Raw genomic sequence first — 21482 nt, forward strand, 5'->3', positions numbered from 1 at the left:
GCCAACTTTGCGTGCACAGCCATTCCTGACGTGGCGTCAGTTCCCTTAATCTGACACTGCGTCAGTTAATCGCTGTCACACAGGAGCGGGCGGACCGATGCTTGGATCAACCCACGGCACCCTCACCACCGACTCCCGCCGAGCCCGGGTCATCGCCTGTGGCGAGCAGCCCGGGCCCGCCGTGCACGGCCGGCCGGCCGATGTCGACGATCTCGACGTCAGCGGCCGTCCGCTGTACTCCGACGTACCCGATCTGGACCGCTTCTTCCGGCCGGAGTCGGTCGCCGTGATCGGCGCCTCCGACGCCGAGGGCCGGCCGAACACCGGTGTCACCCGCCAGCTGATGGCCTGGTCCGAGCGGGTCGGGGCCCGGCTCCACCCGGTGCATCCGACTCGCCCGTCCGTCTTCGGCATCCCCTGTTCCCCCTCCGTCGCCGACCTGCCCGAGCAGATCGATCTCGCTGTACTGCTGGTCGCCGAACCCCTCCCGGTGATCGAGGAACTCGCCGAGGCCAAGGTGAAGTTCGCCGTCGCCTTCGCCTCCGGGTTCGCCGAGACCGGTGCGGAGGGCGCCGCCGCGCAGGCCCGGCTGGCCGCCGCCGTCGAGCGGTCCGGGATGCGGCTGCTCGGCCCCAACACCAACCTCAACGCCTTCGAACGCTTCCGCGACGACCTGGACGGTCCCGCGATCGCCCTGATCACCCAGTCCGGCCACCAGGGCCGCCCCGTGTTCGCCCTCCAGGAGCTCGGCATCCGCCTCTCCCACTGGGCACCCACCGGCAACGAGGCCGACCTGGAGACCGCCGACTTCATCTCCTACTTCGCCGAGCGGCCCGAGGTGGGTGCCATCGCCTGCTATGTGGAGGGCCTCAAGGACGGCCGCTCGTTCCTGCTCGCCGCCGACCGCGCCGCCCGCCGCAAGGTGCCCGTCGTCGCCGTCAAGGTGGGCCGCACCGAGACCGGCGCCCGCACGGCCGCCTCACACACCGGCAAGCTGACCGGCGCGGACGCGGTGGTGGACGCGGCGATGCGGCAGTACGGGGTGATCCGGGTCGACGGACTGGACGAACTCCAGGACACCGCGGCCCTGCTGGCCCGCGCACGGCCGCCCCGTGCCGACGGCGTCGTCGTCTATTCGATCTCGGGCGGCACGGGCGCGCACTTCGCCGACCTGGCGACCGAGGCGGGGCTGCGGCTGCCGGCGCTGTCGGAGGCCAGGCAGGCGGAGCTGCACCAATGGATACCGGAGTATCTGAGCGTGGCCAACCCGGTCGACAACGGCGGGCACCCGGTCGGCGACTGGCGGGGCCGGAAGATCATCGACGCGATCCTCGCCGACCCCGAGGTCGGGGTGCTGATCTGCCCCGTCACCGGCCCCTTCCCGCCGCTCAGCGACCGGCTCGTGCGGGATCTGGTGGACGCCGCCGAGCGGACGGACAAGCTGGTGTGCGTGGTGTGGGGGTCGCCGGTCGGCACCGAGCCCGCGTACCGCGAAGTCCTGCTCGGGTCCTCGCGCGTGGCCACCTTCCGCACGGTGGCGAACTGCATCACCGCGGTCCGCGCCTACCTCGACCACCACCGCTTCGTGGCCGGCTACCGCTCGCCCTTCGACGAAGCCCCGCGCACGCCCTCGCCGTCCTTCCGCAAAGCGCAGGCACTGATACGCCCGGGCGAGCAGCTGAGCGAGCACGCGGCGAAGCAACTGCTGCGGGCGTACGGCATCCGTGTCCCGCGCGAGCAGCTGGTGACCAGCGCGGCGGCGGCCGTGCGGGCCGCGGGGCAGGTGGGCTACCCCGTGGTGATGAAGGCGTCCGGCGCGCGGATCGCCCACAAGACGGAGCTCGGCCTGGTCAAGATCGGGCTCACGTCCGCCAGCCAGGTCCGCGACGCCTATCGCGAGTTGACCGACATCGCCCGCTACGAGGATGTCTCGCTGGACGGCGTCCTGGTCTGCCAGATGGTCGAGCGGGGCGTCGAGATGGTCGTGGGTGCCGCGCACGACGACCTGTTCGGCCCGACCGTGACGGTCGGACTGGGCGGGGTGCTCGTGGAGGTACTGCACGACACGGCCGTACGCGTGCCGCCCTTCGGTGAGGAGCAGCCCCGGGACATGTGCGCGGAACTGCGCGGGCGGGCCCTCCTCGACGGGGTCAGGGGGCGGCCCCCGGCGGACCTCGACGCGCTCGTGGAAGTCGTCCTGCGTGTGCAGCGCATGGTGCTGGAGCTCGGGGACGACCTCGCGGAGCTCGACATCAATCCGCTGATGGTGCTGCCCCGGGGGCAGGGCGCGGTGGCGCTGGACGCGTTGGTCGTGTGCGGCTGACGTCAACTCCGACGATTCGGATAATGAAGTGAACATGCCCGCTTCCCCCCATGTGTCCGGAAATTCCGTTGAGTCATTGGTACTGCACGCCACTGACAATCAGGTCTGCCGCATCACCCTCAACCGCCCCGAAGCCCTCAACGCCATCACCCCTGACCAGCGCGAACGCGTCATCCACCTGCTCGCCGACGCCTCCGCGGACCCGGACGTACGGGCCGTCGTCCTGACCGGCACGGGCCGCGGTTTCTGCACCGGGGCGGATCTGCGGGGCGGACAGGGCGGATCCACGGCCGCGGCCCAGGCGGCGGGCGAGCGGATTCCCGGCGACGTCGCCCGCACGATCCGGCTCGGCGCCCAGCGCCTCGTCGCCGCCGTCCTCGACTGCGAGAAGCCGGTGATCGCGGCGGTGAACGGCACCGCGGCCGGCCTCGGCGCCCATCTCGCGTTCGCCTGCGATCTCGTACTGGCCGCCGAATCGGCCCGGTTCATCGAGGTGTTCGTACGACGTGGCCTCGTCCCCGACGGTGCTGGGGCGTATCTGCTCCCCCGCCTGATCGGCCCGCGGCGGGCGAAGGAGCTGATGTTCTTCGGTGACGCCCTCACCGCCGCGGACGCGGAGCGGCTCGGGCTCGTCAACCGCGTCCTCCCGGACGACGAGTTGGACAAGACGGCGCGTGCGTGGGCCGAGCGCCTCGCCGCCGGCCCGACCCGCGCCCTCGCCCTCACCAAACAGCTCGTCAACGCCTCCCTCGACGCCGACCGCGCCACCGCCTTCGCGGCGGAGGCGGCCGCGCAGGAGATCAACATGACGACGCGGGACGCCCGGGAGGGAGTGGCGAGCTTCGTGGAGCGCAGGAGCGCCGAGTACAGGGGGCGGTGAGGGCGGCCCGGCGTGGGCCGGTGCGATCGCGCCCCTTCCTATCTGACATACCGTCAGGTTCAATGGTCGGTGTGATGGGACACGCAGCAATGGCCGCCGCAGCCGTCCGCTACCTCAGGTCGGCCGACGCACCGCCCGTGACGGCGCCGCCACGCCCGGCACTGCGCTGCGTCGGCGAGGACGAGCGGGCGCCGGTCGGGCAGGCGGAGTTCAGGCGGGTGCTCGGGAACTTCGCGACGGGCGTGGCCGTTGTCACGGCACCAGGAACCACCGACGACCCTCAGGCACCCGCCCCGGCCACCGCCGGCGCCCCCGGCTCCCTGCCCGCCCCCGCCGGTTTCGCCTGCCAGTCCTTCTCCGCCCTCTCCCTCGACCCGCCCCTGGTCGCCTTCATGGTCGGCCGCACGTCGACGACGTGGCCGCGCATCGCGCGCGCGGGCGTCTTCTGTGTGAACGTCCTGAGCGCCGGCCAGGGCGAGTTGTGCCGCGCCTTCGCGGTGCGCGGCGCGGACAAGTTCGCGGGGGTCGCCCACGACGCGGCTCCCGTCTCCGGCTCGCCCCGCCTCGCGGGCACGCTCGCGTGGATCGACTGCACGATCCACGCGGTGCACACGGGGGGCGACCACCTCATCGTCGTAGGCCGGGTGGACGCCCTGGGGGCGAGCGACGGGGACATGGCGCCGCTGCTGTTCCACAAGGGGCGGTTCCTTTGAATCCTCCCCTCCCTGAAGGGAAGGGGATTCCTGGCTCAGGCCGCCTCCTGGAGCAGTGCTCCAGGAGGTCTTGCGCCATCGGCACCAGCCGGGTTGAGACCAGCCCGGACGAGCATGACGTGTGCGGAGTTCTTGTCCCTTGGGGACGTGTTTCCGCACGCGGTGCAGGTGTAGGTGCGCTCACCCAGCGGCAGGCGATGCTTGGCTCTCGCATCGCAGTGCGCGCAGTCCATCGTGGTGTGCGCGGGGTGGACGAGACGGATGTCCCGCCCGTGTTTGCGGCCCATCTCGATCAGCGCGGCCTTGGTGGCGCCGATGGCGGCGTCAGCGGCCTTGCGGGCCATGGTGCTCTTGGCGAGGAACTTGGGACGGAAGTCCTCGACAGCGATGGCGTCGTGGTCGCGGACGACCTTCTTGGCCCACTTGCGGCCGGTGTCCTCACGCTGCCTGGCAACCTTCTTGTGCTCCTTTGCCCGCAGTTTCTTCGCCTCGCGGTAGCCCTTCGATGCGGGCCGGCCCTTCTTCGGCCGACGGCGGGCCATCATCCGGTCGTACCGCGTCAGCTTCGTCCCGGCCTTCCTGCCATGCCCGGAATGGGGGAGGTCGTGGGCATCGGATGTGGTGGTCGCGGTCTCCTTCACACCCCAGTCGATGCCGAGTACGCGGCCGGTCTCCGGCAGGGGCTGGACCTGGGCGGGGACGACGAACGAGCAGTACCAGTGGCCGAGACTGTCCTGGTAGACGCGTACCGAGGACGGCTCGGCCGGCAGTTCCCGCGACCACACCACCGTCAGGACGATGCCGCCCGCCAGGTGCAGACGGCCGTCCTTCAACCGGAACCCGCGCCGGGTGTAGTTGAGGGTCGCCAGCGTCTCGTGCTTCTTCTTGTACGCGGGCATACCCGCCCGGCGTGCCATGGGCAGGCGCTCTTCGATGTCCCTGAGCGCCTTGGCGCGGGAGCGGCCGAAGTCGCGGATGACCTGCTGCTGGACAACCGACGAGCCCTCACGCAGCCACGGTGTACGAGCGCGGGCTTCGGTCAGCATCCTGTCGAGCTGGGCGGGACCGCAGGTGGCCTTCTGGCCGGTGGCCTTGTTGTGCAGGTGTACGGCCCTGGACTTGCCAGCGCATTCGTTCCACACCCAGCGGCAGCGGCCCCACTCCGCCGCCAAGGCGGCGCCAGCAGCGCACGACACGCGAAGCCGGTAGGTGTAGCGGGCACACCCAGCCTCCACAGCCGCCCCCACCCGCGCCATCTCGCCCCTCACGATCCCCGGCCGGGACACCGTGCCGTCCCGAACCCTCCGAAAGACCATACGTACGACAGCCGCACAAACGCCCCCGATTCCCCAGCCATCACCCCGACCAGCGGTCACGGAAACACGCGTTCGTATCACCTTGGCGATATCTACGGCGGCACGGGCGCTCCGCGCCCTGAACCGGATACGGCGACGCTCCGCGTCACGCCACCCGGATGCGATTCCTCCCCGGCGTGAACGCCGGGGCCGCCTCGCAAGAAACAGGTGAAGGGAACCGCGGAACCGCGCACCTCGTAGGGCGCGTGTCTGCGAGGGTGACGACTCCCCGGATCCTGCTGCGAGCCGCCGCCCCGAGCGACGTGGAAGAGATCACCGACCTGCACACCCGGTCCCGCGCCGCCTACTACCTGGCGGGAGGAATCCCGGAGGCGGAGCTGGTCTCTCCCGAAGCACGCGCCGACCGGCGGAACGCGTGGAGGCGCGCCCTCCAGGCGGACGACCGGACGGTTCTGTGCGCCGTGCGGGAGGGCGAGTTGGCGGGCATCCTCTCGATGGGCGAGCCGGCGGACGCGGACATGAACGCCACGACCACCGGCCAACTGCACCAGATCCACGTCCGCCGGGACAGCTGGAGTCAGGGCATCGGCGGCCTACTGCACGCGGCATTCGTGCGGCACCTGCGCGACGCGTCCCTCACGAACGGGGTCCTCGAAGTCTGGGAGCGCAACACCCGGGCCCGGGCCTTCTACGCCCGCCACGGCTGGACCCCCGACGGCCACCGGCGCCCCGGCCCGTCAGGCCCGTCAGGTCCGACCGACACGCACTACGTGCGGCTACGCCTGGACCCGGCCCCCGGACTCGGGTCCGGACCGGGGAGCCTCGATCTGACGTAGGAGGCTCCCGGAGTCACTCCTCACGCAGCCACCATCGCGGGGGCCACCGGCCGCCGCCGGATCACCAGCGCCATCAGCGCCGCCGCCGCGCACAGCGCGCCCGACGCGTACCAGACCACGTCGTACGAGCCGAAGACGTCGCGCGCGACCCCGCCGAGGACGGCCACCAGCGCGGCTCCGACCTGGTGGGAGGCGAGGACCCAACCGAAGACGATCGCGCTGTCCTCGCCGTACTGCTCCCGGCACAGGGCGACGGTGGGCGGGACGGTGGCGACCCAGTCGAGGCCGTAGAAGACGATGAAGAACAGCATCGGCGGGTGCACCGACGGGGCCAGCAGCATCGGGAGGAACAGCAGCGAGACACCGCGCAGGGCGTAGTAGACCGCGAGCAGGCGGCGCGCCTCGAAGCGGTCGGTGAGCCAGCCGGAGGCGATCGTGCCGATCACGTCGAACACGCCGATGACCGCGAGCAGCGAGGCGGCGGCCGGGACAGGCATGCCGTGGTCGTGGGCGGCGGGCACGAAGTGGGTCTGGACGAGGCCGTTGGTGGAGGCACCGCAGATCGCGAAGGTGCCGGCCAGCAGCCAGAAGGGGCCGGTGCGGGCCGCCTTCAGCAGGACCGTGACGGCGCGGCGCGCGGCGCCCCGTACGGGGTCCGGCTTGGGCACGAACTCCTTCGCGCCGTACGGCTTCAGGGCCACGTCGGCCGGGTGGTCACGCAGGAGCAGCAGGACGAAGGGGACGACCGCGAGAGCCGCGAGGGAGACCGTGACGGCGGCCGGACGCCAGTTGCCCCCGTCGACCATCAGGGCCATGAGGGGCAGGAAGATCAGCTGGCCGGAGGCCGAAGCGGCGGTGAGGATGCCGGTGACCAGGCCGCGCCGCTCGGTGAACCAGCGGTTGGTGACGGTCGCGGCGAAGGCCAGCGCCATCGAGCCGGTGCCGAGGCCCACCAGCAGACCCCAGCACAGCAGCAGCTGCCATGCCGCCGTCATCCACACCGTCAGGCCCGAGCCGAGCGCGATCAGGACGAGCGCGAACGCGACCACGCGCCGGATACCGAAGCGGTCCATCAGCGCGGCGGCGAAGGGGGCGGTGAGGCCGTACAGGGCCAGGTTGATGGAGACGGCGGCCCCGATGGTGCCGCGCGACCAGCCGAACTCCTGGTGCAGCGGGTCGATGAGCAGCCCCGGCAGGGAGCGGAAGGCGGCCGCGCCGAGGATCGTCACGAAGGCGACGGCGGCGACGAACCAGGCGCGGTGGATGCGGGGACGACCCGGCCCGGGCGGGGTCCTCTCGACGGTGGCGGTGGTGGCTTCGGTTGTCTGCGTCACGACAACGAGCTTCGGGCCTGCGCGGCCACGAAGCCATTGGCCCGAAGGACAGCATTCGTTAGGATCGGGCCATGAGCAGTGAGCCGGAGCACCAGGAGCGCGAGCCCGGGTCCGCGCCCGAGCCCGATTTCCGACCGCACCGCGTCGTCGTCCTGGCCCTGGACGGCCTGCTCCCCTTCGAGCTGGGCATCCCGCACCGCATCTTCGGCCGCCCCAGGGACGCGCGGGGACGGCTCCTGTACGAGGTCGTCACCTGCTCGATCCGGCCGCCCGGCCCGGTGCAGACGGACGCCGACTTCGCCATCCAGGTCGAGCACGGGCCGCGGGCCCTGGCCACCGCCGACACCGTGATCGTCCCGGCGTCGTACGAACTCGGCCCGGTCTTCGACGACGGCGTACTGACCGACGACCTGGCCGCCGCGCTCGCCCACGTCCGCCCCGGCACCCGCTTCGCCTCCATCTGCACCGGCGTCTACGTCCTGGCCGCCGCCGGCCTGCTCGACGGCCGCCCGGCCACCACGCACTGGGCCGACGCCGAGCGCTTCCAGCGGCTGTTCCCGAAGATCGAGGTCGACGCGGACGTCCTGTTCATCGACGACGGCGACGTGCTGACCTCGGCCGGTGTCGCGGCCGGGATCGACCTGTGCCTCCACATGGTCCGCCGCGACCACGGCACGGCGGTCGCCAACGAAGTGGCCCGCCGCACCGTCGTACCGCCCCACCGGGACGGCGGCCAGGCCCAGTACATCCACCGCCCGGTCCCCGACCCGCAGCAGGCGTCCACGACCACGGCCCGCGCCTGGGCACTGGGCCGCCTCCACGAGCCGATCCAGCTGCGTGACATGGCGGACCAGGAGTCCATGTCGGTGCGCACCTTCACCCGCCGCTTCCGCGAGGAGGTCGGCATCAGCCCGGGCCAGTGGCTCGCGCAGCAACGCGTCGAACGCGCCCGCCACCTCCTGGAGTCCACCGGCCTCTCGGTCGACCAGGTGGCCAGGGACGCCGGTTTCGGTACGGCCCAGTCGATGCGGCAGCACCTACAGGCGGCGCTCGGTGTCACGCCCACCAGCTATCGGCGCACCTTCCGCGCCGCGGGCCGCGTCGACGTCGAGGTCCCCAGCGGCACTTGAGGCGTCCCGGCGGGCCGGCGCGGGGACAGGGCCCGCAATCCTCAGTCAGAAGGTGAGCACTCCGCGAGCCACCTTCCCCGCCTCCGCGTCCGCCGCCGCCCTCTCGAACTCCTCCACCGGATACGTCTGCGTCACCAGCTCGTCCAGCATCAGCCGCCCTTCCCGGTACAGCTCGGCGTACAGCGCGATGTCCCGCTGCGGCCTCGACGACCCGTACCGGCACCCCAGGATCGACTTGTCCAGGTACATGGCGGACACGACGAAGGACGCCTCGGCGCCGGCCGGCGGAACCCCCAGCAGAACCGCCTGCCCGTGCCGGTCGAGCAGGTCGACCGCCTGCCGGATCAGCTCCACCCGCCCCACGCACTCGAAGGCATGGTCCGCCCCTGTCGGCAGCAGTTCCCGCACGCCCTCCGTCGAGGTCAGGAAGTCGGTCGCCCCGAACTGCCGTGCCACCGCCTCCTTCGCCGGATTCGCGTCCACGGCGACGATCCGCAGGGCACCCGCGATCCGCGCCCCCTGAAGGACGTTGAGGCCGATACCGCCGGTGCCGATCACGAGCACGCTGTCGCCACGGTCCACCCTCGCCCGGTTGAGAACGGCTCCCACACCCGTCAGCACCCCGCACCCGATCAACGCGGCGGACGGCAGGGGAATGTCCTTCGGGACGCGAACCACCTGCACGGCCTTCACCACGGTCCGTTCCGCGAAGGCGGAGTTGGAAGCGAACTGGAAGACAGGCCGGCCCCCACGGGTGAACGGCCGCCCGGGCCGACCGATCGCCTGCCGGCACATCGTCGGCCTCCCCCGGTCGCACTCCGCGCACGTACCGCAGTTGGCGAGCGTGGAGAGCGCCACATGATCGCCGGGTTCTACATGGGTGACCCCCACACCCACCGCCTCCACCACCCCCGCCCCCTCATGGCCCAGCACCACAGGAACCGGAAAAGGTATGGTCCCGTCCACCACGGACAGATCGCTGTGGCACAACCCGGCGGCCGAGATCGCGACCAGCACCTCCCCGGGCCCCGGATCCCGCACCTCCAGGTCGTCCACGACCTGGACCTGCTTCCCGTCGAACACCACACCGCGCATCAGACGACCCCCTTGGGCTCCCTGGGCAGGCCGAGCACCCGCTCGGCGATGATCGTGCGCTGCACCTGATCGGACCCGCCGTAGACGGTGTCGGCCCGGGAGAACAGGAACAGCTGCTGGGCCTCGTCGAGTTCGTACGGCGTCGAGGGCGACCACTGCCCCGGCCCGACCCCGGCGGCGGCGCCCCGCACCAGCATCGCCAGCTCCCCGAGCCGCTGATGCCAGCCGCCCCACAACAGCTTGGCCACGCTGGGCGCCCCCGCGTCCCCGGACCGCCCCAGGGTGCGCAACGCGTTCCAGCGCATCACCCGAAGCTCGGCCCACTGCCGCACGAGCCGCTCACGCACCACGGGATCACCGACCGCCCCCGTCTCCACGGCCGCCCGCACCACCCGCTCCAGCTCCCGGGCGAACCCGACCTGCTGGGCCAGTGTCGACACTCCCCGCTCGAACCCGAGCAGGCTCATGGCGACGCGCCAGCCACCGCCCGCTCCCCCCACGACGTGCTCCGCACGCGCGCGTGCGCCGTCGAAGAACACCTCGTTGAAGTCACTGGTGCCCGTCATCTGCCGAATGGGCCGCACCTCGATACGCCCCGGCTGGTCCATGGGGACGAGAAGGAAGGTCAGCCCGTGATGCCGACTCGACTCGGGATCCGTACGGGCCAGCACGAAACACCAGTCGGCCTCATGAGCGAGGGAGGTCCAGATCTTCTGCCCGGTAATCCGATACGCCCCGTCCGCGCCCAGCTCGGCCTTGGTCCGCACCCCAGCGAGGTCCGACCCCGCCCCGGGTTCGCTGTACCCCTGACACCACAGCTCGTCCCCCGCCGCGACCGCCGGCAGGAACCGTGCCTTCTGCTCCTGGGTGCCATGCGCGATGAGGGTGGGCGCGAGAAGCTTCTCCCCGATATGCCCGGACCGCGCCGGCGCCCCCGACCGCGCGTACTCCTCGGCCCAGACGACCTGCTGGGTGAGGGTGGCGCTCCGATTCCCATAGCCGGCCTCACCCCAACCGAGCCCTATCCACCCGGCTTTACCAAGCACCCGTTCCCAACTACCACGGTCCTGGGCGTCCTTGGTGTACTCGTCCAGCCACGCCCGCGCTTCCACACGAAACGCTTCATCCTCCGCCGTGAACCCGAAGTCCATAAAGGGTCTCCTTGTAGTTTCCGGCCAGAGACAACGCCCCTTCCTCAGGGGCGCGGGGAACCGCGGCGACCAGCCACGACGAACCCGCAGCCGCCATACGACCTTCCGCCCCGAGCTATTGGGCGTTAGGCCGAGAACCCTCCACCGCAGCCCGCCTCATCTCCCGCACCCGCTCCAGCATCGGCATCGGATCCACCCCCACCGACCCCGGCAGAACCTCCGCGATCCGCTCCGGCGTCCAGCCCCCCACCGCATAGGCCGAACGCAGCTCCCGCGGCTGGGCCCACACCGCGATCTTCGGCCCCGCGACCGTGTACACCTGCCCTGTGATCCCCTGCTCCCCGGCCCCGTCCGACAGCAGATAGACCACCAGGGCGGCCACGTCCTCCGGCTCCCCGATCTCCGTCAGCTCCATGGGCACCCCGGCCGACATCCGTGTACGGGCGACGGGCGCCACCGCGTTGGCGGTCACCCCGTACCGGTTCAGGCCCAGCGCGGCGCTGCGCACCAGCGAGATGATCCCGCCCTTCGCCGCGCTGTAGTTCGCCTGCGACACCGACCCCTGATGGTTCCCGCTGGTGAACCCGATCAGGGTCCCCGTCCGCTGCTTCCGCATCACCGCCGAAGCGGCCCGGAACACCGTGAACGTCCCCTTCAGATGAGTGGCGACCACCGGATCCCACTCCTCCTCGGTCATGTTGAACAGCATCCGCTCACGCAGAATCCCGGCGACACAGACGACACCGTCGATGCGTCCGTACGACGAGAGCGCGACGTCGACCACCCGCTGTCCGCCCGCCATGGTGGAGATGTCGTCGGCGACCGCGACCGCTTCCCCGCCCGCCGACTCGATCTCCTTGACCACCGCCTCGGCGACCTCGCTGGTGGGTGAGGCACCCTCCACCGACACCCCGTAGTCGTTGACGACCACCCGCGCCCCCTCGGCGGCCGCCGCGACTGCCACCGCCCGGCCGATGCCCCGGCCCGCGCCCGTCACGGCGACGACCTTGCCTGCCAAGAAGTTCCCCATGCCCCGGCCCCTTCCCGCAGTTTCTGACGGTCCGTTAGATTCGACTTGATTCTACGACCCGTCAGATACGCGGAGACAAGCCCCGGGGAGGACTCATGTCACTGCCGGACGCATTCCACGAGATCGCCAAGCGCGTGAACAACTGGGGCCGTTGGGGCGCCGACGACGAGATGGGCACACTGAACCTGATCACCGACGAGGTGGTCCGCGAGGCGGCCGCCTGCGTCCGGAGCGGCCGCCGCATCCCGCTCGCCCTCCCCCTCCAGCAGGACGGCGTGCAGACCGGCATGATCCCCGGGCGCGTGAACCCCCTGCACACCATGGTGCAGATCAACCAGGAGCTCTTCGGCCCGGGAACCGTCGCGTGCAGCGACGACGCCGTGACCATGGGCCTCCAGGCCGCCACGCACTGGGACGCGCTCACCCATGTCTCGCACTCCGGGCGGATCTACAACGGCCGCCCGGCCGGCACCATCACTGCGCACGGCGGTGCCGAGTTCAGCGGCATCGACAAGGCGCGGCACGTCGTCTCGCGCGGGGTGCTGCTGGACGTGGCACGCGCGCGTGGCGTCACGCGGCTCGACGGCGGGCACGCGGTCACCCCGGAGGACCTGGAGGCGGCCGAGGAACTGGCGGGCACGCGGGTGCGCGCCGGCGACATCGTGCTCGTACGGACGGGGCAGATCCAGGCGTATCTCGCCGGCGACAAGCACGCGTACGGCTACCCCTCACCCGGCCTGTCGATCCGCACCCCGGAATGGTTCCACGCGCGCGATGTGGCGGCGGTGGCCAACGACACCCTCACGTTTGAGATATTTCCGCCTGAGACGGAGGATTTGTGGCTGCCGGTGCACGCGCTCGACCTGGTGGAAATGGGGATGCTCCAGGGCCAGAACTGGAATCTCGAAAAGTTGTCCACAGCCTGTGGAGAAGAGGGTCGCTACGCGTTCCTGCTGTCGGCGATGCCTGAGCCCTTCGTCGGCGGCACAGGGACTCCCGTCGCACCCGTGGCCGTGCTCTGAACTCTCCGGCGAGGTCGGCTGGCGGCGCGGCTTCCCCACTCTCGGCTAAACCCGAGCAGGGGGTGCCCCCACCGCCCCGAGCACGGCACCGCGCGCCGCCATCCGACTCCGGCGTACCCGCCCCGATCCTCCTGGCCCTGGGGAGGACCGACGCCGAATCACGACCCACACTCGGCAAGGGCCTCCGTCACCGAAGCCCTCGTCGTCCCCTCGCGGCGAATCGCTGACCACAAGCGTGATCAACCGGACACGCGGCGTCAACACCCGCTCGGGGATTTGTCACTTACGCCCTATTTCCTGACGGCCGCGCACAGAAGCATGCCGGGCGCACCGACGCTCCCCCGCACTGGAGGTACAGCGCTTCTCTGCAACCGTGCACCGGATCCGGCGGAATGGTCACGCCGTGCGCCCGTCACACCGCTCACCCGCACCGGTCACACACACCGGCCCCACGCACCGGTCACACCGCTTCGTACGCGAGCCCCTCGTACGCCGACGCCCCGCTCCCGTAGGCGGAAGCGGACGCCGCCGACTCCGCGCCGCGGTCCAGTTCGCACCAGATCCGCTTGCCGGCGCCCTCGGAGCTCCAGCCCCACCGGTCCGCGAGACCGTCGACGAGGGCGAGTCCACGGCCGCCCGTCGCGTCACCGTCCGCGCACCGGGGCACCGGCGCGTGGCCACTGCGGTCGGCCACCTCCAGCCGGACGGTGGCGCAGCCCTGGGCCGCCCCTGGCAGAGACAGGCGCAGCACGGCCGGACAGCCGGTGTGCACCACGGCGTTGGTGACCAGTTCGGAGACGAGCAGGATCAGCGTCTCGGCGAGCGGCTCGTCGGCCTCTATCCCGGACCCGGCGAGCCGCGAGCGCGCCCACCGCCGGGCTCGCCCCACTTCAGCGGGGTCGGGCCGGATCTCCAGCTGCACTTGAAGCACCTGCACCGCTCACACCATCCGAACCGGCGGACACATAGCCCCGCGCCTCACGAGGGCCACGATCCTAGCCATTCTTTTCATGGCCAGAACAATGGCCAAAGCCAGGGTCACGGAACGTGAATCCCTTAGCCGACAGCATGGTTGACGTACAGTCACCCCAACAAGCGCTTCGGGCATATTCCAGCGCGAAGGAGTACCCCTGCGGCATACTGTGCGACGCTTGTCGTGGGGAGTCGAACAGGCGGGGGCAGAACGCCTTCCCGCCTTGCGAACAGCGGCGCGCACCGCCGGATCCGGAGCCGCATCAAGGGCAACTCCGGGATGGCTCGTGCTCGGAACCACTCGCATCTCACACAAGGTACCGGAGCGGACGGCCGACTCCAGGCCGTGACGAGTCACGCGTAGGACACAACCCGATATCAACGCTCCGTAATTCCGGTATGCCACAATCCGCGACATCCGCGCCGGGGCCGTCGATGACATCGCAGACCAGCGGCCTTCAGCTCGATTCGGCGAGAAGCTCGGCCGCCAGATTCTCCTCACTCTGCGTAGCATCGCCCGCACGATGCGTCCGCACCCATGCGCGCTTCAGATGCAGGTGGAGCTCGAACTCCCAGGTGAAGCCCATGCCGCCGTGCACCTGAAGGCAGTCGCGGGCGCCGCGCACGGCGGCCTCGTCGGCGAGCAGCCGGGCGGTGTCGACGTCGGCCGGGTCGGCCGTGACGGCCGCCGCGTAGACGGCGGCACGGGCCGTCTCCGTCCGCACCAGCATCTCCGCGCACAGATGCTTCACCGCCTGGAAGGCCCCGATCGGCTGCCCGAACTGCTCACGCGTCCGGGCGTGTTGCACAGCCAGCTCGCACGCGCGTGTGGCACTGCCCAACTGTTCGGCCGCGGTGAGGAGTACGGCGACGGGGGCCGGGCCCGCGCCTGCGGGGACCCGGTGCAGGGGCGTCAGCGGGTCGACCGAGCGCAGCGGTACGGCCCCGGCCGCGACCCCCCGTACGACGTCCGCCTCGGCGAGCCACTCGACCAGCCCGTTGCCGACACCCGCCACGACCGTCTCCCCGGTGGCCGCGCCAGGCACCGCCCCCGCCGCGAGGTGCGTGGCCACCAGGGGCCCGGGCAGTAGCGCACGTCCCGCCTCCTCGAAGGCCAACACCGCCTCGGGCAACCCGAGTCCGACTCCGCCCCGCGCCTCCGGCAGCCGTAGCGCGAAGAAGCCTGCCGTGCCGAGCTCCCGCCACAGGGCCCGGTCCAGGCGGCCGGGCTCGTCGACGGCGGCCCTGAGCGCCTCCGGGCCGAAGCGCCGCGCCAGCATCTCCCGCACACCACCGCGCAACGCCCGCTGGTCCTCGGTCAGTTGGAAACGCATCCGTCACCGCCCCTTCGGCAGTCCGAGGATCCGCTCGGCCACGATGTTCCGCTGGATCTGCGAGGTGCCGGCGGCGATGGTGTACGACAGCGAGGACAGCCGGTCGAGCACCCACGGCCGGCCGAGGTCCAGCGCCTCGGGGCCCAGCACGTCGGCCGCGGCGTCATAGAGGTCCTGGCGGGCATGCGAATACCTGAGTTTGAAAACCGAACCCCCTACGCCCGGCACCCCACCGCTCCCTTCCGCCTCGCTCACGTTCCACTGCGTCAGCCGCCACAGGGCCCGGAACTCCGCGTTCAGCCGCCCCAGCCGGCGCCGGAGCACGGGATCGTCCCAGCGCCCGTTCTTGCGCGCCTCGCCGGCGAGTTCGCGCAGGACCCGGCGGCAGGCGACGACCTCGCCCACGAAGGCCGTGCCGCGCTCGAAGGAGAGGGTCACCATCGTCACGCGCCAGCCGTCGTTCTCCTCCCCGACCCGGTTGGCGACCGGCACCCGCACCTCGTCGAGGAACACCTCGGCGAACTCGGCCGACCCGGCGAGGGTCCTCAGCGGCCGTACGGTGATGCCCGGCGCGTCCATGGGCATCGCCAGCCAGCTGATCCCGCGGTGCCTGGGCGCATCGGGGTCGGTGCGGACCAACAGCTCGCACCAGTCGGCCACTTCCGCATGGGAGGTCCAGATCTTGGACCCGCTCACCACATAGTCGTCGCCGTCCCTACGCGCGCGCGTGCGCAGTGCCGCGAGGTCGGATCCGGCGTCCGGCTCACTGAAGCCCTGGCACCAGACCTCGTCCCCGCGCAGGATCGGCGGCAGCCAGCGCGCCCGCTGTCCGGCGGTTCCCTCGGCGGCGACGGTCGGCCCCGCGTGCAGCAGCCCGACGAAGTTGGCACCCACATAGGGCGCGCCCGCCTTCTCGGTCTCCTCCAGGAAGATCAGCCGCATGGTCGGGGAGGCGTCCCAGTGGACGTCGGCGTACCCGGCGTCGTACAGCCTGCGCTGCCAGCCGAGGTCGTAGGCGCGGCGTCCCGGCCAGTCGTCCGGGGACGGCTTCGGCGCGAGCGCGGGCAGCACCCGGCCCAGCCACTCCCGCAACCGGGCGCGGAACTCCTCTTCTTCGGGCGTGTACGCCAGATCCACGAGCCGTTCCCCCTCCGCCGGAGGCCGCCACCATCTGATGCGCCGTCAGATCATGCCGCCACGGGAAGGCTAGACCCGCACCCCTGGACCGACAAGGCGGTGAGCCCTACGCTCTGCCCACGATCTGACTGACCGTCAGTTGACGCAGGGGGTTGTCATGAACGACACCGCTCAGGCCCTGAGTTCCTCGCGCACCCTCTGGGACCTGCTCGCCGGCCGCGCCGTCCGCACCCCCGAGCGCCCCGCTCTCCTCCAGGAGAGCCGCACCCTGTCCTTCGGCGGCCTACGCGCGCGTGCCGAGCGCGTGGCGGCGGGCCTGTACGACATGGGCGTACGCCCCGGCACGGTCGTCGCCTGGCAGCTGCCCACCCGCATCGAGACAGCCGTGCTGTCCTTCGCGCTGGCCCGGCTCGGTGCCGTGCAGTCGCCGGTCATCCCCTTCTACCGGGAGCGCGAAGTGGGGTTCGCGCTGCGGGAGTCGAAGGCGGAGTTCTTCGCGGTGCCGGGCGCGTGGCGGGGCTTCGACCACACCGGGATGGCGCGACGGCTGGGCGCGAAGGGGATCTTCGAGGCGTACGACAGCCTGCCCGACGGGGACCCGTCGGTCCTGCCCCCACCGCCCGCCGAGGGCACCTCGGTGCGCTGGATCTACTGGACCTCGGGGACGACGTCCGACCCCAAGGGCGTGCTGCACACGGATCGCTCACTGATCGCGGGCGGCTCCTGCCTGGCGCACGCGCTGCGTCCGACCGCCGGGGACATCGGGTCGATCGCCTTTCCGTACGCGCACATAGGCGGCCCGGACTACATGGTGATGCTCCTGCTCTACGGCTTCCCCGCGGTGATGTTCGAGCAGTTCGCGCTGCCGGACGCGCTGAAGGGGTACCGCGGCCACGGTGTGACGATCGCCGGCGGGTCCACGGCGTTCTACTCGATGCTCCTGGCGGAGCAGCGCAGGCAGCCGGACGGCGAGAAGGCCGTTCCCTCCCTGCGGCTGCTGGCGGGCGGCGGGGCGCCGAAGCCGCCGGAGCTCTATCACGCCGTGGTCCGCGAGATGGGCGTGCAGCTGACGCACGGCTACGGCATGACCGAGGTGCCGATGATCACGATGGGGGCACCGGACGACACGGCGGAGAACCTGGCGACGACCGAGGGGCGGCCGCCCGGGGAGATGGAGATACGGATCGTGGAGGGGGAGGTGCGGCTGCGCGGGGAGGCGGTGTGCCGGGGCTATCTGGACCCCGCGCAGACGGCTCGGGCCTTCGACGGGGAAGGGTTCCTGCGGACCGGTGACCTCGGGTATCTGACGGACAGCGGGCATCTGGTGCTGACCGGCCGCCTGAAGGACGTGATCATCCGCAAGGGGGAGAACGTCTCGGCGAAGGAGATCGAGGACCTGCTGCACCGGCATCCGGCGGTCGGGGACGTGGCCGTGATCGGCCTGCCGGACGCGGAGCGCGGGGAGCGGGTCTGCGCGGTCGTGGAACAGCCGGCCGGCGCGGACCGGCTGACCCTGGAGGCGCTCACGTCGTATCTGCGCGGGGAAGGGCTGTCGACGCACAAGCTGCCGGAGCAGCTGGAGGTGGTGGACGCCCTTCCACGCAACGAGACCCTGCGCAAGGTGCTCAAGTACCAGCTCAGGGAGCGCTTCTCGGGGGCGTAGGGATCACTCGGGGACGGTGAAGTAACGGGCGAACGCGGTGATGATCTCGCCCTCCGCCACCTTGCCGTCGCCGTCCGCGTCGAGCGAGCCGGCGGCCGCCCGGGCGATGTCCTGCTGGACGCCGAGGCAGCCCAGCACGCGCGCGGTGTCGGCGACCGTGGCGGCACCGTCACCGTCGGAGTCGGCGAGGTCGAAGGCGGCGTGCAGGAAGGGGCGGGCGATCTCGGCGAACCGGTCCGGGTTGTCCCGCAGCCGCTTGACCGCGCCGTTCACGAACTCCTCGCGGGTGATGCGCTGGTCACCGTCCCGGTCCGCGATGCCGGCCATGCCCTGCCAGAACGCCTCGGCTCCGCCGTACAGCGCCTGGCCCTTGTCGGACCGGGCCGCGATACCGAACTCCGCGAGCAGTGCCTTGGCCGCCGCGCTGAAGTCCTCCCGGTCGATGTAGCCGTTGCCGTCCTGGTCGAAGGTGGCGAACCGGGCGGCGCTCCTGCGCTCGTACTCGCTGCTGACCATGTCTTATCGGGCCGCCTTACGTCACGTGGGGTACCTCTGGCACGGAGCGTACGACGCCGGAGGGCGTCCGGGCGTGGGAAAGCGGCGGTTGTGCCAAGACCGGGGGAATTTCGGGACAACGGTGTGGCACTACCGACGGTGATCGGGCCTGTTCAGGCCGACAGCGGACGGGTGTCGCCCGCGACCGCCGCCGCGACGTCCGGGTAGACCTCGAAGAGCCGGCGTACTCCCAACGCGCCCAGGACACGGTTGACGTGCGACCCGTCCGCCGCGCCCTGCGCCGGCAGTATCAGCCGCAGACTGCCCTGGCAGGAGCGGATGAGCCGGCGGGCGGCGATGAGGACGCCGACACCGCTGGAGTCGCAGAACATGACCTCGGACAGGTCGAGGACGAGGCTGTGGCGCCCCTCGGCCACCACGTCATGGATGTGCTGACGCATCACCGGCGAGGTCACCAGATCCAGCTCGCCCGACACCTGGAGCACGGCCCAGTCGCCTCGCTCGCCACCGGTCACTTTCAACGTCACCACCACGCCCCTCGCTCGCCGAACCGGAAGTGATACCTACGCTTCCTTGCAGCGCGGCTGCCCAGCGGCTGTGCCCTGAAACTCCCTCCAGAAAACGGTCACCGATCAGAAAAGGCTTGTTTCAATCGCATTCGATCCTGTTCGATCGAGTCTGATCGCACGGGGGCCGGGTAGCCGACCCGGTGCGGGCCCGAGCGGGGCCCGTGGGTGATCCGAGCGCGAGGTCCTCTACCACGAGAGCGAGGTGCGTCACCAGCCATGGCTCTACAAGGGGCGCACATTGCGACAAAGGGGCGTGCGCTGTCGGACGTGCCGACTACATTCGGGGGGACGGAGGACGCACGCTGGACGGATCGGACCGGTGAGGGGGGCCGTATGGCGAAGAAGGACGCACCGCCCCGCTGGGACCGCAAGATGCAGCAGCGGCTCGCCCGCGGCGAGGCGGCCGCCCTCGGCGAGCTCTACGACCGGTTCGCCTCGCTCGTGCACGGCCTCGCCCACACCGTGCTGGGCGACGAGCGCGCCGCCGACCACATCACCCGCGACGTCTTCGCCCACGTCTGGGAGCACCCGGACGCCTACGACCCCAAGCAGGGCCCGCTGCGCTCCTGGGTCGCCACCTTGACCCACCGCCTCGCCGTGCAGCGGCTGCGCGCCACCGAGACCGCCGCCCTCGTCCAGGCCGGCCAGGGCTGCACCGAGGAACTGGAGCGCAAGGTGCGGCACGCCTCGGTCGCCGCCCGCGCCGACTACATCGTCCAGTCCATGCCCGTCCCGCTGCGCGCCGCCCTGGAGCTGGCCTACTTCCAGCGCCGCGACTACCGCCAGACCGCCGCCGACCTCGGCGTCACCGAGGACGAGGCCCGCCGCCGTCTGCGCCTGGGCCTGCAACTGCTGTCCACCGCCCACGACGCCGGAGCCGCCCCGGGAGCACCGCCGGGATACGGGGGTGCGGTGTGAACGAGGCAGAGCGTTTCCCGGACCGGGACCCGGACCGGGACCCTGGTGACGATCATGAGAAGCACCAGGAGACCAAGGGGGAGGACGGCTCCGGAGACACCACCCGCGGAGCCGGGGGTATGAGCAGCGGCAACGGCGACGACCAGCACCCCACCCCGGACCCGAGCCCCGATCAACCGCCCCGCATACCGCTCCCCCGCGCCTCCGTCGAGGACACCGGACGCCCGCTGCCCGCCCTGGAGGACCTCGGCGACCCGGCGCCGCGACCCGCCCCGCTCGTCCTGGAACACCGCGTCCTGAGGTCGCTCCTCGGCGCGTGGGCGCTTGCCGCCTGCTCGTCGGAGGAGACGGCAGCCGTCGAGGAACACCTCGGCGACTGCGGTCTCTGCGCGGACGAGGCCCGGCGGCTGCGCGAGGCCGTCGGCCTGCTGCACCCCACCGAGAGCCTCGACCTGGCCCCCTCTCTGCGCACCCGCGTCCTGGAAGGCTGCCTGGAGCGGCGCCCACCGCGCATCCCGGTGCCCGAGTGGGCGACTCCGTACGACGCGGAGACGGCCCGCCTGGACGCCCTGCTCCAGGACTTCGGGGACGCCGAGTGGCACGCGCCTGTGCGGCTGCGGTGGTTCGAGAGGGACGAGCCGACGAGCCGTCGTACGACCGTCGCCGGGGTCATCGCCCATCTGCTGACGGTGGACGGGCTGGTGGCGGTCGCGCTGGGCCTGGAGGACCCGATGGGCGAGGTGGCCGCCGACCGCCCGACCCCGGCCGCGCGCACCGACGCGTACTGGCGGGCCTCGCACTTCCCGCCGACCCGAGCCGTGCGCGCACCCTGGCGGGAGCAGACCCACGCCCTGGTCCGCACGGTGTCCTTCACGGGTGGCGGCACGGGCGGACTGTCCGTCCCTTACGGCGACTTCGAACTGCCGCTGCGCGACGCGATGCTGGACCGCGCCTTCGAGTGCTGGGTGCACGCCGAGGACATCGCCGAGGCGGTGGACTACCCGTACGAACCGCCGGTCGGCCGCGACCTGCACCAGATGGTCGGCCTGGCGGCCCGCCTGCTGCCCACGGTGCTGTCGGCCCGCCGCCGCGCGGGGCTGGCGGCGCCGCCACCGGGCCGGCACCTTGTCCCCGCGGGAGAGCCCGGCCGCAGTCTGCGCCTGGAGATCGAGGGATCGGGTGGCGGGGAGTGGCTGATCCCGCTGGATTCCCCGGCCGCGGTGGGCTCCGCGGAGCATGAGGTGGCCCATGTCGCCCTGGACGGCGCGGAGTTCTGCCGGCTGGCGGCCGGCCACGTGTCTCCTGCGGAGGCTGCGGCGGGGCAGGTGGGTGATCGTGCGGCGATCCGGGATGTGCTGCTGGCTGCGGCGAGCTTGAGCCGGATGTAGGGGGCGGTTGCGGATTCGCGGGCGGCTGCGGGCGAGTGGGGGCTGCTCGCGCAGTTCCCCGCGCCCCTTGAGTACGTGCAGTGGACGCACCCAAGGGGCGCGGGGAACTGCGCGAGCAACCACGAACCACCCGCAGCCGCCCTGAAACAGCTGGA

Annotated in this window: 19 protein-coding genes; 9 read left to right on the plus strand and 10 right to left on the minus strand. The window is 71.6% G+C overall.

The window, feature by feature from the left end:
- Window positions 1-97 precede the first annotated feature (97 nt).
- The 3 genes from ACFU95_RS11770 to ACFU95_RS11780 all read left to right on the plus strand — a co-directional run bounded on the left by ACFU95_RS11770 (window position 98) and on the right by ACFU95_RS11780 (window position 3916).
- Window positions 98-2323, plus strand: coding sequence for an acetate--CoA ligase family protein (locus ACFU95_RS11770; protein ID WP_383825368.1), 2226 nt, complete (start codon window positions 98-100; stop codon window positions 2321-2323).
- Between the two features lie 34 nt (window positions 2324-2357).
- Window positions 2358-3203 (plus strand): enoyl-CoA hydratase/isomerase family protein, encoded by an 846-nt coding sequence (locus ACFU95_RS11775; RefSeq protein ID WP_383825370.1) that lies wholly within the window; start codon window positions 2358-2360, stop codon window positions 3201-3203.
- Window positions 3204-3277: 74 nt separating this feature from the next.
- A complete protein-coding gene (locus ACFU95_RS11780; protein ID WP_383825373.1) occupies window positions 3278-3916 on the plus strand; it encodes a flavin reductase family protein in 639 nt (212 codons plus the stop codon).
- 35 nt (window positions 3917-3951) lie between these two features.
- On the opposite strand, the gene ACFU95_RS11785 is transcribed toward ACFU95_RS11780, so the two are convergent.
- Window positions 3952-5172 carry an RNA-guided endonuclease InsQ/TnpB family protein gene (locus tag ACFU95_RS11785; protein ID WP_383825376.1) on the minus strand — a complete coding sequence of 407 codons (1221 nt, stop codon included), beginning with the start codon at window positions 5170-5172 and terminating at the stop codon, window positions 3952-3954.
- 317 nt (window positions 5173-5489) lie between these two features.
- On the opposite strand from ACFU95_RS11785, the gene ACFU95_RS11790 reads away from it, so the two are divergent.
- The gene (locus tag ACFU95_RS11790; protein WP_383825379.1) at window positions 5490-6068 is read left to right on the plus strand and encodes a GNAT family N-acetyltransferase; all 579 of its coding nucleotides are present in this window, start codon (window positions 5490-5492) and stop codon (window positions 6066-6068) included.
- Window positions 6069-6088: 20 nt separating this feature from the next.
- Here the strand turns inward: ACFU95_RS11790 and ACFU95_RS11795 are convergent, their stop codons facing one another.
- Window positions 6089-7402 (minus strand): MFS transporter, encoded by a 1314-nt coding sequence (locus tag ACFU95_RS11795; RefSeq protein WP_383825382.1) that lies wholly within the window; start codon window positions 7400-7402, stop codon window positions 6089-6091.
- A 71-nt stretch (window positions 7403-7473) separates the two neighbouring features.
- On the opposite strand from ACFU95_RS11795, the gene ACFU95_RS11800 reads away from it, so the two are divergent.
- Window positions 7474-8532, plus strand: a complete 1059-nt coding sequence (locus ACFU95_RS11800; RefSeq protein WP_383825385.1) for a GlxA family transcriptional regulator — start codon at window positions 7474-7476, stop codon at window positions 8530-8532.
- A 45-nt stretch (window positions 8533-8577) separates the two neighbouring features.
- On the opposite strand, the gene ACFU95_RS11805 is transcribed toward ACFU95_RS11800, so the two are convergent.
- The 3 genes from ACFU95_RS11805 to ACFU95_RS11815 all read right to left on the minus strand — a co-directional run bounded on the left by ACFU95_RS11805 (window position 8578) and on the right by ACFU95_RS11815 (window position 11808).
- Window positions 8578-9627 (minus strand): alcohol dehydrogenase catalytic domain-containing protein, encoded by a 1050-nt coding sequence (locus ACFU95_RS11805; protein WP_383825387.1) that lies wholly within the window; start codon window positions 9625-9627, stop codon window positions 8578-8580.
- A complete protein-coding gene (locus ACFU95_RS11810; RefSeq protein ID WP_383825390.1) occupies window positions 9627-10778 on the minus strand; it encodes an acyl-CoA dehydrogenase family protein in 1152 nt (383 codons plus the stop codon). Before ACFU95_RS11810 ends, ACFU95_RS11805 begins: the two co-directional genes overlap by 1 nt.
- 115 nt (window positions 10779-10893) lie before the next feature.
- Window positions 10894-11808, minus strand: a complete 915-nt coding sequence (locus ACFU95_RS11815) for an SDR family NAD(P)-dependent oxidoreductase (RefSeq protein ID WP_383825393.1) — start codon at window positions 11806-11808, stop codon at window positions 10894-10896.
- A gap of 95 nt (window positions 11809-11903) precedes the next feature.
- Between ACFU95_RS11815 and ACFU95_RS11820 the strand changes: the two genes are divergently transcribed.
- The gene (locus ACFU95_RS11820; RefSeq protein ID WP_383825396.1) at window positions 11904-12830 is read left to right on the plus strand and encodes a cyclase family protein; all 927 of its coding nucleotides are present in this window, start codon (window positions 11904-11906) and stop codon (window positions 12828-12830) included.
- A 460-nt stretch (window positions 12831-13290) separates the two neighbouring features.
- On the opposite strand, the gene ACFU95_RS11825 is transcribed toward ACFU95_RS11820, so the two are convergent.
- The 3 genes from ACFU95_RS11825 to ACFU95_RS11835 all read right to left on the minus strand — a co-directional run bounded on the left by ACFU95_RS11825 (window position 13291) and on the right by ACFU95_RS11835 (window position 16273).
- On the minus strand, window positions 13291-13752 hold the full coding sequence (locus ACFU95_RS11825) for an ATP-binding protein (RefSeq protein WP_383825644.1): 462 nt from the start codon (window positions 13750-13752) through the stop codon (window positions 13291-13293).
- Window positions 13753-14260: 508 nt separating this feature from the next.
- A complete protein-coding gene (locus tag ACFU95_RS11830) occupies window positions 14261-15136 on the minus strand; it encodes an acyl-CoA dehydrogenase family protein (protein WP_383825399.1) in 876 nt (291 codons plus the stop codon).
- A gap of 3 nt (window positions 15137-15139) precedes the next feature.
- Window positions 15140-16273 (minus strand): acyl-CoA dehydrogenase family protein, encoded by a 1134-nt coding sequence (locus ACFU95_RS11835; RefSeq protein ID WP_383825402.1) that lies wholly within the window; start codon window positions 16271-16273, stop codon window positions 15140-15142.
- Between the two features lie 157 nt (window positions 16274-16430).
- Between ACFU95_RS11835 and ACFU95_RS11840 the strand changes: the two genes are divergently transcribed.
- Window positions 16431-17936: a class I adenylate-forming enzyme family protein gene (locus ACFU95_RS11840; RefSeq protein WP_383825405.1), complete on the plus strand. Its 1506-nt coding sequence runs from the start codon at window positions 16431-16433 to the stop codon at window positions 17934-17936.
- Window positions 17937-17939: 3 nt separating this feature from the next.
- On the opposite strand, the gene ACFU95_RS11845 is transcribed toward ACFU95_RS11840, so the two are convergent.
- The gene (locus ACFU95_RS11845) at window positions 17940-18452 is read right to left on the minus strand and encodes an EF-hand domain-containing protein (RefSeq protein ID WP_383825407.1); all 513 of its coding nucleotides are present in this window, start codon (window positions 18450-18452) and stop codon (window positions 17940-17942) included.
- A gap of 152 nt (window positions 18453-18604) precedes the next feature.
- Window positions 18605-18985, minus strand: a complete 381-nt coding sequence (locus tag ACFU95_RS11850; RefSeq protein WP_383825410.1) for an STAS domain-containing protein — start codon at window positions 18983-18985, stop codon at window positions 18605-18607.
- 369 nt (window positions 18986-19354) lie between these two features.
- Here ACFU95_RS11850 and ACFU95_RS11855 point away from each other — a divergent pair, with 369 nt between their 5' ends.
- Entirely contained in the window at window positions 19355-19939 is a 585-nt protein-coding gene (locus ACFU95_RS11855) for a sigma-70 family RNA polymerase sigma factor (RefSeq protein WP_383825413.1), read from the plus strand.
- 119 nt (window positions 19940-20058) lie between these two features.
- Window positions 20059-21327, plus strand: a complete 1269-nt coding sequence (locus tag ACFU95_RS11860) for a maleylpyruvate isomerase N-terminal domain-containing protein (protein WP_383825647.1) — start codon at window positions 20059-20061, stop codon at window positions 21325-21327.
- Window positions 21328-21482 lie beyond the last annotated feature (155 nt).

The sequence above is a fragment of the Streptomyces sp. NPDC057623 genome, assembly GCF_042800355.1.
Taxonomy (GTDB): domain Bacteria; phylum Actinomycetota; class Actinomycetes; order Streptomycetales; family Streptomycetaceae; genus Streptomyces.